This is a genomic window from Mesorhizobium sp. M0938 (assembly GCF_040319125.1).
In the GTDB taxonomy this organism is placed as follows: Bacteria; Pseudomonadota; Alphaproteobacteria; order Rhizobiales; family Rhizobiaceae; genus Mesorhizobium; species Mesorhizobium robiniae.
The window spans coordinates 17,021-27,593 of sequence record NZ_JAMYNS010000034.1; the positions used below are offsets into that span (position 1 = coordinate 17,021).

Sequence of the window (10,573 nt, forward strand, 5' to 3'; positions counted from 1 at the left end):
CCGCTCCTCAATTAATGCCGATGTGCTGGCTCATCAAGATGATCCACTTGATGCGCAAACGACAGGCGGGGTACACCCACTATCCAGGCCGTGGGTTGTTCAGCAGTTCGAAATTCTCGCTGTCTAACTAGTGGACATGCTAAACTCCATGTTCTCGGGCTACAGCAGGATTGATCACCGACCCGGCAATAGTGCTGCCCAGGCGGCAGCTATATCCTCCGGCTGGTCAAGTCCGTCCACAATGGCAGTGATGCGCTGTTGTAGCTCGGGCGCAAGCCCCGCCACACCTGCTCCGAGAGCTTGGAGAGCCGAGACGCGATCTGTGGGCTGGTCGAGCCCCTCGGCAAGGACGACGATACGCTGCTGGAGCTCTGGGGCAAGCCCTGCCATGCCCGCACCGAAGCCCCACAGCGCTGAGATGCGGGCTGCGGACTGGTCGAGCCCCTCGGCGAGGACGACGATACGCTGCTGGAGCTCTGGGGCGAGCCCTGCCATGCCCGCTCCGAGGCCTCTCAGGGCCGTGCCGCGATTCTCGGGATGAGCGAGCCCCTCGGCGAGGACGAGGACACGCTGCTGGAGCTCGGGGGCAAGCCCTGCCATACCCGCTCCGAGGCCCTCCACGGCAGAGGCGCAATCGGCGGGGTCGAGCCCCTCGGCGAGGACGACCAGACGCCGCTGGAGCTCGGGTGCAAGCTTTGCCACGCTTGCACCGAGGACCCCCAGGGCCGGGCCGCGATTCTCGGAGACGTCAAGGCCTTCGGCGAGGGCGACAAGACGCTGCTGGAGGGCAGGAGCAAGCGACGCCATCTTCGCTGCTAGTCCCTGCAGGGCCAAGGCGCGATCGTCGGGCTGATTGAGCCCCTCGGCGAGGACGACGAGACGCTGCTGGAGCGCCGGGGCCAGCCCTGCCGCACCTGCTCCGAGGCCCTCCAGGGTCACGGCGCGGAGCTCAGGGTCGCCAAGTCCCTCGGCCAGGACGATGAGACGCTGCTGGAGCGCGGGTACAAGCGCTGCCAAGCCCGGGCCGAAGCCCAATAGGCCCTCCGCGCGATCTTCCGGGTCGTCAAGTGCCTCTACGAGGACGACGAGACGCTGCTGGAGCTCGGGGGCAAGCCCCGCGACACCCACTCCGAGGCCGTACAGAGCCGAGGAGTGATGTAAGGGGTGGTCAAGTCCCTCGGCGAGGGCGACCAGACGCTGCTGCAGCTCGGGCGCAAGCCTTCCCACGCCTGTCCCGAGGCCTCGCAGGGCCGCGCTACGTTCCCAGGACTGGTGAAGTCCCTCGGCAAGCGCCACGAGGCGCTGCTGGAGGTCGGGCGCGAGTTCTACCAAGCCCGGTCCGATATCGTCGAGGATCCAGTTGCGGTCGTCGTAGTCCTCAAGCCCCTCGACTAGCGCGACGATGTGCTCCTGCTGCACTCTGGTGAGGCAATCGAAGTTGCGCGCGAGTGATTGCATCACGCCGGGATACATCAGCGGCTGCGGGCCGGGTTGGAGTTGCGTCAGCCTGTTCCAGATGGCCTGAACCCGGATCCTTTCTTCAGGCGTCGCGATTGCCATCGCGGCGACACGCAGCTGTTGATCTGTTTGTGACATGCCCAGCAGATCGATCAGGCTGAGCCGCTGAGCAACCTCACCGAGAATATCCAGCGGCAGATCATGGATACTGCTGGTATGCTGGCTGCTTACAGGAGAAAACGCTTGATCTTGAGGCTCAGAGCGCGTCTGCTCCACCACAGAACAGGATGATTCACCCGGTCCTTCAACGCTAGCCGCCGGTCCGATGAGAGAATCGTCCGTGATATCACGCTCGATGGCGTTGAATGCCGAGATGGGCGCCTTGCCACGCTCCTCAATGCCCCTCATATTCACCTCCTATGGATACATCTTGAGATCATCGTGATTGTCGCGCAGCGGAAGCATCAAGGATCGGCAGTTCCTAGAACGTCGCTGGCTTGACCAGGTTGAGTCCGCGATTACTCGATCGGACAAGATCCTTTCCATCGTCGACCATGAGCTGCCCTGTCGAAGAAGACCGGATGAGACCGCCAGTTCCAGGCGGCCCGCCAATGATTGCCCAATATCGGCCGGAACCAATGGTGGCGAATTTCAAAGCGCCAGAAACAATCTGCCTTTGGAAATTCCGTAATGTTCAGCATCATGGCCCATCGGGGCGCTCCTGTGGTTTCCCGCAAAACACGTGCCCCTTCAAAAGGTCAACATTGATCTGAGCGCTTCGCCACAGCCCTCAGCCTCTCAAGACCACTAATCGCCGTGGTCCCCGCATCGCTGACAACGGACGGACGCTCCACATTCGATGTAGTTTCACCGACAGATTATGTCTTGCTTACTACCCAAACTGTTCCGCCGTTGAGCGAATCTTCCAATTCCAGATCCGCTGAGCGTTCTTCCTCCAGGGTGGCGTTGGTGCGCAAGCGGCGAACGAAATCCTCGAATTTGCTAACCTCGCGCCACGCCTCACGTGCCACGCTGTGCGCCTCCTCACGCGCCTGCCGACTGCGGTCGGCCTCAGCTCTGGTCGCATCGAGGCGCTTTTGGAGCAGCTGTTCGTGTTGGCGCAACGAGACGACCTGCGCATTCACCTCGTCAAGATCAATGAGAGCCGCGGCTTTCCCGATTAAGGGATCGTATAGCGCGGCTTCGCGACGGGGTCGGTCTTCCTGCCATCTGCGAAGATCTGTCGAAGCGGTTTCGATTGCCGCGACAGCATTGTCGAGAGCCGCCTGCCGCAGGCGCAACGCATCTTCAGCGCGGCGGCGCCGCAGTTGCTTGAGTTCGAGAATGCGATGTACGGCTTTAGGAATCATGCCAAGCAGGCGGCGAGCGCATCGACCATTGCGTCGAAGCCGATCTGCTCTTTTGTCGACTGTCGCAAGAAGCTTCGTATCTGGTCTATTTTGGCGATCGCTGCATCAGCGAGTGGATCTGCTCCCTCCTTATACTCGCCGACACGCACCAACAGTTCCACCTCGTCGTATTTTGCCATCAGCTGCCGCAGGCTGCCCGCCAACCATTCATGATCGGACGACACGATTGCGCTCATGACACGGCTGATACTCGCCAGAATGTCGATAGCGGGATAGTGGTTCGACATTGCCAAGGCGCGTGAGAGCACAATGTGACCATCGAGGATGGATCGGGTTTCATCAGCCACCGGTTCGGCCATATCATCGCCCTCCACAAGCACAGTGTAGAAGGCCGTTATGGATCCGCGGTGATTGTTCCCCGCGCGTTCGAAAAGCCTCGGCAGTGCAGCGAAAACCGATGGCGGAAAACCACGCCGTGTCGGCGGCTCACCGGCCGCGAGACCAATCTCCCTCAGCGCACGCGCGAAACGGGTTACCGAATCCATGAGAAGCAACACACGCTGTCCTTGGTCGCGGTACCATTCGGCGATGGCCGTCGCGACATAGGCCGCTTTGGCCCGTTCCGCTGCGGAGCGGTCGGAAGTAGCAACGACAATAACCACTCTCGATAGCGCTTCTGCGCCGAGATTGTGTTCGATCAACTCCTGCACCTCCCGGCCTCGCTCGCCGATCAGCGCTATCACAGCCACGTCGACCGCTGCGCCACGCACCAGCATCGACATCAGTGTACTCTTGCCTCCGCCCGCAGCGGCAAAGATGCCGGTGCGCTGCCCCTCGCCGCAGGTTAGAAGACCATCGATCGCCCGTATGCCGACAGGAAGGACTTTGTCGATGATAGGCCGGGATAAGGGGGCCGGTGCGTCCCTGTAGACAGGCACGCGGGCTTCCGGAAGCAGCGGCCCATTGGTGGATTCGTCGAGAGGTCGGCCGAAACCGTCGAGGACGCGGCCCAGCAGATTCCAGCCGGTGGGTACCATGAGGGGCTTTCCCGTTGGGACCACTTCAGTGAGCGTGGAGAGGCCCTGCATTTCCCCAAGCGGTGTCAGAATGGCGACGTCGCACTGAACGCCAACGACCTCCGCCGACAGTTGCAAGTCGTTCTCCGGATTACGAAGAGTGCAAAGGTCGCCAATGCGGGCGCCCGGCGCCGTGGCACGGATGACCGTTCCAAGGATCTGAAGGACCCGGCCGCGGACGTGCATTGTCGACGCCTGCGCAATTGCTGATCTTGCGAGCTGGAAAAAACGATCGATGTCCTCCTGCTCAGGGGGAATGACTGCGTTCGCCGGCTCGGCTGGCTCGGAGATCGATTTAGGCATTTGGGACATTATCATGCTTTGAGTTTGCAGAGGTTTCTAGGCTGCTGCGTAGGCAGCTTTCGATCGCCGCAAGCTGGCTCTCGATGGTGGCTTCGACCAGTCCGGCATCGGTCTCGATGATGCATCCGGCATCATTCACGCGCGCGTCCGCAATTAGGTCGACGGCGCGCGATGTCAGCCTCGGGAGGATCTCGTCTAATCGGCTGCGGACCGCCTCGAGGAGCGACGGTGCCACGCGTAGCCGGACGAGGGATTTGTGCCCCGCGAATTTCAGACCGCGCAAAGCAATCTGCACCGCCGCCTCCACTGGCTCAACAGTTTCGATGATCCGCCGTGCGATCTGCAGGCCCATGTTGACGATCTGCTCTTCATTTTGCGCCATAACCCGCAGAGAATCCGTAGCGATCGCGGTCAGGCGGGCCTCGATTGCCGCTTGTGCCGCAGCCAAGCCGGCTTCTTTGGCGTTCGCCTCGATCACCCGGGCCGATACACGCGCCGCCCCGATGAGCGCATCGGCTTCGCGCCGTGCCTGCATAAGCAGTTGCTCGGCGTCCACCAGCGCCTGTGCGCTGCCCGCCGGCAAGATTCGCCCAGGGCCGAGTATGCCGGCCGATGCAGGTGTCAGCTGAACCAATGCGACCATTTGGGTATTCTCTTACGGACCAGGCGCCGCATCGCATTAAATGCGTCCTCGCCAGCACTGTCGTCACGACAGGCGTCCACCGCCGCCGCCCAGAGTGGCGCGGGACGGCGCAAGCGTAACCGAGTCCGCAGCATTTGCGGAATGCCGCCAATCGCAAGACCGAAGATCGCCGCGCCGCAGTGGAGCAATGCACTGGGCGCGGTCGGAATGTCACAAGCACCGATCGCCGACATCAGTGCGGCAGTCGGCCGCGGCAGGAGTGCGGCCTGCGGAGCGAATACGACGGCTTCTTCGCCAAGCGCCGCGCGAACCGCCGCGATATCGCTCGTGCGAATAAGTCCTGTCAGGCCGGATGCACCCACCCAGGCGCCAGCTAGCCGCATAAGGCGCACCGCGTCCTGTCCAGGGAGGAACGCGAGCCGGCTTCGTCGCGCGGCGCAAGCGGAAATGATGGCTGACGGTTGGTCACTTTGGCCACGAAGCAGCCAGCGCCCAAGCTTAATACGAGTGAATGGTTCCGCCAGAGCGATATCCAGCGGCATCCATTCTGGCCAACCATGCGCAATTGTGAAATCGAGATCAGCGGCAGGATCGGCAATGCAGCACATCACCGCCTTCGCCCACGGTGCATCAAGCCATTCATCCGACATCGCGGCGGATGTCCCGGCGATCGCTGTTGAATTGTTCGATCCGCTTGATCTCATTGAGACGCTATGGCGGATGTCTGGCGGAGGCGACGCCATAGCAGGAACGCGAGGACACCATTGCCGATAAGCGATGCCGCTGTGCCGCACACGAGCCCGACCAGTAGATAGCGTGCGCCCCTGTCCTGTGTCGTGAGGACGGCCGATCTATCGACCGAACGCAGTAAAGCATTATCCTGGCTCGCCGCCAGCAGGATGACGGAAACCCTTTCATAGGACAGGCCCTCCAAGCTGTTTGCGACGAGCTCCTTGATTTTCGGTACTATCTGATCGACGGTGGTGCTGGGTGCGTAACGGACAAGCACAGCAGCGCTCGAGGGGAAGGGCGGGTTTCGATCGTCGCTCATTTCTTGCGGCAACACCACATGGACCCGGGCATTGAGCACGCCATCGATGCTGGTCAGGGTCCGCGACAACTCCTGTGTGATGCCATAAATATAGCGCACACGCTCCTCTGTCGGCGATGAGATCATACCTTCTTTCTTGAAAAGACTGCCCATGTCGGCATAGACGTCGTGAGGCAGTCCGGCGCCGTTCAACACTTCCATGGCAGGGGGGACATCCTTAGTATCTACTGCCAACGAGGCAGTGCCGCCGCTGTCCGTCGTTTTTTCGGCATAGATGCCTTGATCCATAAGCAGTGCGAGCATTTCGTTAGCTTCGTGCGCCGGAAGATTGCGGTAGAGCTCGAGCTTTGATCCGCAGCTCACCATCGTGAACATCAATAGGATTATCGCCAGCTGCTTCAATACAAAGGTCACACCCGCGCACCAGCGTAGATCATTGGTTTTTCAGGAAAGTCTCAAGGCTTTGTGTGGCCTTGCCGACCACCTTGGCCAGCATGTCGCACTGTAGGGACAAAGCTGATATCGTGACCTGTGCGCTCAGCCAATCAGCCGAGTGGATTTCTCCCGGTTTCATGTTCGCCGAAGTGGCTTCTATGGCTTGGGTAAAGCTGGTGCTCAGCTTTTCCATGCTGCTGAGGATGGCGTCTCCCGGTGTCCGGGCGACCCCAGATCCGCGCGCCACCTCGGTCGCTGACCTGTCGTGCTGTAGCGACAACTCGGGCCGAACGGATGCGGGACGAACGGGGTCAATGGATTCAGCCGAAATTTTCGAAACGAATGCACTCTCCGTTGGCAAAACAGACCTCAGAGCCCCTGGACTAATGCTGTTCACGCTCACCAGATGTCCCTCTCTGCCGGATGTGCGACCGAGCTCTTGCCAAGCGCTATGACGAGTCCATCGACGTCGGGATCTCCACCCGGAACCTGCTTGAGCACGGCATCACGCTGGCTGAGTCGTCCTGCCAGATGGAGAGCCAGAGCCTTGAATGCCATCCCATACGCGTCATTGATATCCGAAAGCGGACGCAGCTTTTCCAGCGCTGCCTCGATATCTCCAACCGTCAAATCAGCCACGGCGTAAGCGATGACGGACTCCCTACCGCCCGGCGCAATGGCGTTAAGTCCTTTCGCAATACGTCTGGCCCGCACCACGTCATTCCAAACGCAAGCCAGGAAGGCCGCCTCGGCAAGATGCCGCCGAAAGCCAAGCCCGATCTCAGTGCGACTCCCGGATGAGCCGGACGTACATGAAGGAGACATCGTTATCGAGTTCCTTTCTCTTGGGGATTTGCGCGCCTGGGGATTTGCGCGTCATTTTCCGGCAACCATGCCATCGAGCTGCGGACCGAATTCTAACACGCTCCAGCTTGTTCAAATCGCGCCGCGCCGGCAGGCAAATGGTTTGTTAACTTGCATCCGGGACGACATGATCCATACGCGGCAGCCACTTTGACAAAGGATTTTGCTAACAAGTACGCATCAAGGCGGAAGAGCTCGCCGCCAGTGTTGTTTAATATCGCGCCAGGCACAAATACAAAGACGATATGCATCCATACTCGCCGCATATGAGGCCGTAACCGAGAGCATGTTTGTCATTCCTGATCGGGCTGATGTTCGATGCCATTACGCCTGATGATGAGCACATATCGAAACAATATTACCGGTCTGGTTTAAAAGCAGATATCGACAGTATGACTGGCGATTTATTTGGAGTTCCAGCATGAAGCGCGAGCATCAAGCCGTTGCGGGTAAAGCTCTCGCCTTGAGGCAAACGGAATGCCGGCGTGACGCAAACATCGGCAGACCGTGTCTTGCAGTGGCTGAAGGATTCAGATCATTCGTCCGCCTCGTCGTAGGTGTGAAGCGCGTTGAGCTCACCGACGACGGCGCTAGCACAGTCCTTGAGGGATGGAATGTGCCGTGGGCATCGACCATCAGGCAGTCGCTGCTCTCCAGAGGTCAAAACTTTGCCCGCGAGGCGCAACGCCTGCCATTCCACGGGGGAACGAATGAGTAGCAAAGATCTCGATGAGACGATGGAAACCGCCCGGCAAACGATCGCCCAGGTGGAGAGCTCCTTGAAAGAAAGTCGCGAACAGCTCGCCAGGCAAGCTGAGCTCTTAGGCGATTATGCCATCAGCGGCGATATCGACTCCGCATTCGTTGGAACTCGAGATGAGGACTTTCGGCAAGCTTACACATGTGAACGGCAGGCGGCGCTCACGTCCGATCAGCGACCGGTACGTGGGTCGGGCGTCAAGCTGATACGGCAGATGGTCTGAGGCGGCGATGCAGAAGGTAGAGGAGCAGCGGGTAACGGGGGATGGAGAAGTGGGCACTGTTGAGGCTGCAGGGCTGGCGCGGATTACGGAAGAGCTGATCGCAGGACGAACGGATTTGGCGGCTGTTATTGGGATGACGGATGACGAGCTCGAGGCAGTCTACGCGCTCGGCCATCGTTTCTATTCTGCCGGTAAATACTGCGACGCGCTGAACTTCTTTCGGTTTCTATGCATGCATCGGTACATCGACCCGAGATTTTGGTTCGGATTCGGTGCTGCTAGTCAGATGTTGGGCGATTCAGCAAATGCCGTGCGTGCCTATGGAATGGCTGCGCTGCTGAATGACGAGGATCCGCAGATTCCGTTTCGCGCTGCCAAATGTCTTATCAAGCTAGATCAGCCGGCGGCAGCCGTGAGCGCGCTTGATAGTGTATTGGCGCTTAGCTGCGGCAAACCTGAGCATAAGGATTTGGCTCAGCGGGCGTCGCTGATGCTGCGTCGGCTCAACCCTGAAGCTGATGGTAAAGGAGACTGCGATGCGTAACGTCAACACTACAGAAGCGATCGGTGGACTGAGACTAAAATCCGGGGTGCTAACTGAGGTCGACGCACTCACCAGCAATCTTGTCGCTGGTTTTGGCAAATCTGGCGCTGAACCTTCGCTACCACCAGTCTCTGACGGCGCTGTGGCGCCGGACAGGGTGCCAACGCTACCCCCGCCACGGGCCTTCGATACGATCCAACTCGTGGAGAAATTTCTGGCCCTCAAGATAAAGATGGGCAACGCCCAAGCTGCCGCGGGTACGGAGGATGTACGGCACTGGGGTGAACTGCAGAAGCAGGAGAACGAGAAAATTGCCCGAAAGATTTCCGAGGCGGCGGAGAAGGTGAGAAAAGCGAAAAAGAGTTCGAAGGTCATGAGGATATTTGGGTGGATTGCGATCGCGTTCACCGGGGTAGCAGCCGTAGTCACCGGCGGGCTTCTCGCCGTTTCGACCGCGGCAGTTGCACTCGCCGTGGGGATCCTGACCGAGACGGGCGTCATGGACAAGATGATGCAGGCCATTGCGAAAAGCCTCATCAAAGATCAAGGGATGTCACCGCACCAGGCCGAGCTTTGGGCCACTATCATCACGGTTTTCATCGTCGTTGCTTGTTCGGTGGCCACCTCGGCTGCCGGTTTCCGCAGTGGGGTAAATGGGGCCGCGAGCATTGCCGCGAAGATCACAAGCCAGGCCGACAAGGTAGCGAAGATTGCCATGGCCGGTCAGCACGTTGCGACAGCGGCCCGAACGGGCGAAGTCATTGCAACGTTAGCCGAGGCGTTCGCAGGCGGCGCGAGCGGATTCCTGCAGAAGCAGGCGACGGACGCCCAGGCAGAGACGTTGGATATCAGGAAATTCCTCGCCAGATTGGCGAATCTTCAAGAAGACGAGATCGCACGCATCCAAGAATTGGTCCTCAGCATGACGACCATGACGCAAAGAGTTGTCGATGCGATCGAGGAGCAGAGTCGATCCGCCTCAACTGCCATACGGCACATCGGCTGACGAGCCATAGCTGTCAAATCCCTGCCCAACGCCAGGAGGATATACATGCTACACACCGTCATACAGACAAACCGAATTGGCGGTCATCTATCGCCTGACGGCGCTTCGCAGGAACATCGACCCTTGTTGGTAATGTCCGCGACCTCTAGTGGCCTGGGTACTAGGAACGGCGAAGTTGCGTCAACGCTTGCCGATTCCTGCAAGTTGGCGTGGGCAGGTTCGCCAATGCTCGCAGACATCGACGTTCAAACCGCGGCTGCCGAAACTTTGGGAGCACGGCTCGCCTCAGTTGACATATACGCAGTTGGCGCGTTGCTGCACAGGCTAAATCTGCAGTTCCGTGATTCTGCGAGATTGGACCGGCAGGTTGCACGTGATTGCGATATCGCGGCGCAGAACGCCGCTGCCAAGGCACTTCGCGCTTCCGGGTTATGCCAGCTGGTCGGCACGGTCCTAACCTCCGCCTTCGCAATAGCCGGTGCGGGCCTGAGCTTTCAGGGCGCGCGCAAAGCACAGGCACGGTTCGATGCTGAGATTGGTGGTTGGAAGGCCCGCAATGGCAAGACGAGTTTTCAGACCGAGGTGCCCAAGCCGGCTACTAAGCCGGATCCCGAAATATCCCTAGAGGGCAGCCAGCCGCCTCACGTCGCGGTCACGCCGGTTACTAAGCCGGACCCTGAGATAGTGGAGGTTGACCAGCCGCCGCCCGACCTTGGCAAGGCGGCTACTAAGCGGGACCCAGAGACACTCCCAGTGGATAGCCAGCCGCCCGGCGTTGACCTGACTGGGATCTACAGAGCCCAGCAAGTCGCGCAACAAACGACGATGACCTGGAGCGGC

Annotated in this window: 12 protein-coding genes; 4 read left to right on the plus strand and 8 right to left on the minus strand. The window is 59.9% G+C overall.

The window, feature by feature from the left end; genetic code table 11:
- Positions 1–174: 174 nt before the first annotated feature.
- From NKH73_RS31580 to NKH73_RS31615, 8 genes are all read right to left on the minus strand, one after another.
- The gene (locus NKH73_RS31580; protein WP_352939183.1) at positions 175–1,866 is read right to left on the minus strand and encodes a hypothetical protein; all 1,692 of its coding nucleotides are present in this window, start codon (positions 1,864–1,866) and stop codon (positions 175–177) included.
- A 470-nt stretch (positions 1,867–2,336) separates the two neighbouring features.
- Entirely contained in the window at positions 2,337–2,828 is a 492-nt protein-coding gene (gene sctO / locus NKH73_RS31585; protein WP_352633233.1) for a type III secretion system stalk subunit SctO, read from the minus strand.
- Entirely contained in the window at positions 2,825–4,207 is a 1,383-nt protein-coding gene (gene sctN / locus NKH73_RS31590; RefSeq protein ID WP_352799108.1) for a type III secretion system ATPase SctN, read from the minus strand. The genes sctO and sctN overlap by 4 nt, the downstream gene beginning before the upstream one ends.
- Positions 4,200–4,850, minus strand: coding sequence for a FliH/SctL family protein (locus NKH73_RS31595; RefSeq protein WP_352799107.1), 651 nt, complete (start codon positions 4,848–4,850; stop codon positions 4,200–4,202). The genes sctN and NKH73_RS31595 overlap by 8 nt, the downstream gene beginning before the upstream one ends.
- Entirely contained in the window at positions 4,829–5,500 is a 672-nt protein-coding gene (locus NKH73_RS31600; protein ID WP_352939187.1) for a hypothetical protein, read from the minus strand. The genes NKH73_RS31595 and NKH73_RS31600 overlap by 22 nt, the downstream gene beginning before the upstream one ends.
- A gap of 50 nt (positions 5,501–5,550) precedes the next feature.
- Positions 5,551–6,315 (minus strand): type III secretion system inner membrane ring lipoprotein SctJ, encoded by a 765-nt coding sequence (sctJ, locus tag NKH73_RS31605; RefSeq protein WP_352939190.1) that lies wholly within the window; start codon positions 6,313–6,315, stop codon positions 5,551–5,553.
- Between the two features lie 19 nt (positions 6,316–6,334).
- The gene (gene sctI / locus NKH73_RS31610; protein WP_352939193.1) at positions 6,335–6,739 is read right to left on the minus strand and encodes a type III secretion system inner rod subunit SctI; all 405 of its coding nucleotides are present in this window, start codon (positions 6,737–6,739) and stop codon (positions 6,335–6,337) included.
- Entirely contained in the window at positions 6,736–7,050 is a 315-nt protein-coding gene (locus NKH73_RS31615) for a hypothetical protein (protein WP_352939195.1), read from the minus strand. The genes sctI and NKH73_RS31615 overlap by 4 nt, the downstream gene beginning before the upstream one ends.
- Positions 7,051–7,910: 860 nt before the next feature.
- Between NKH73_RS31615 and NKH73_RS31620 the strand changes: the two genes are divergently transcribed.
- The 4 genes from NKH73_RS31620 to NKH73_RS31635 all read left to right on the plus strand — a co-directional run.
- Positions 7,911–8,183 (plus strand): hypothetical protein, encoded by a 273-nt coding sequence (locus tag NKH73_RS31620; protein WP_352799103.1) that lies wholly within the window; start codon positions 7,911–7,913, stop codon positions 8,181–8,183.
- A 7-nt stretch (positions 8,184–8,190) separates the two neighbouring features.
- Entirely contained in the window at positions 8,191–8,727 is a 537-nt protein-coding gene (locus NKH73_RS31625; RefSeq protein WP_352799102.1) for a SycD/LcrH family type III secretion system chaperone, read from the plus strand.
- The gene (gene sctE / locus NKH73_RS31630) at positions 8,720–9,733 is read left to right on the plus strand and encodes a type III secretion system translocon subunit SseC family protein (RefSeq protein ID WP_352939197.1); all 1,014 of its coding nucleotides are present in this window, start codon (positions 8,720–8,722) and stop codon (positions 9,731–9,733) included. The genes NKH73_RS31625 and sctE overlap by 8 nt, the downstream gene beginning before the upstream one ends.
- 225 nt (positions 9,734–9,958) lie before the next feature.
- Positions 9,959–10,573: hypothetical protein (locus NKH73_RS31635; protein ID WP_352939200.1), on the plus strand; the 615-nt coding region annotated here is incomplete at its 3' end.

What these genes read in the sequence shown, in the direction of transcription:
- sctN (WP_352799108.1), bottom strand. Translation starts at nt 4,207, where the DNA reads ATGCCTAAATCGATCTCCGAGCCAGCCGAGCCGGCGAACGCAGTCATT.
- NKH73_RS31600 (WP_352939187.1), bottom strand. Translation starts at nt 5,500, where the DNA reads ATGTCGGATGAATGGCTTGATGCACCGTGGGCGAAGGCGGTGATGTGC.
- sctO (WP_352633233.1), bottom strand. Translation starts at nt 2,828, where the DNA reads ATGATTCCTAAAGCCGTACATCGCATTCTCGAACTCAAGCAACTGCGG.
- NKH73_RS31580 (WP_352939183.1), bottom strand. Translation starts at nt 1,866, where the DNA reads ATGAGGGGCATTGAGGAGCGTGGCAAGGCGCCCATCTCGGCATTCAAC.
- NKH73_RS31595 (WP_352799107.1), bottom strand. Translation starts at nt 4,850, where the DNA reads ATGGTCGCATTGGTTCAGCTGACACCTGCATCGGCCGGCATACTCGGC.
- NKH73_RS31625 (WP_352799102.1), top strand. Translation starts at nt 8,191, where the DNA reads ATGCAGAAGGTAGAGGAGCAGCGGGTAACGGGGGATGGAGAAGTGGGC.
- NKH73_RS31620 (WP_352799103.1), top strand. Translation starts at nt 7,911, where the DNA reads ATGAGTAGCAAAGATCTCGATGAGACGATGGAAACCGCCCGGCAAACG.
- sctE (WP_352939197.1), top strand. Translation starts at nt 8,720, where the DNA reads ATGCGTAACGTCAACACTACAGAAGCGATCGGTGGACTGAGACTAAAA.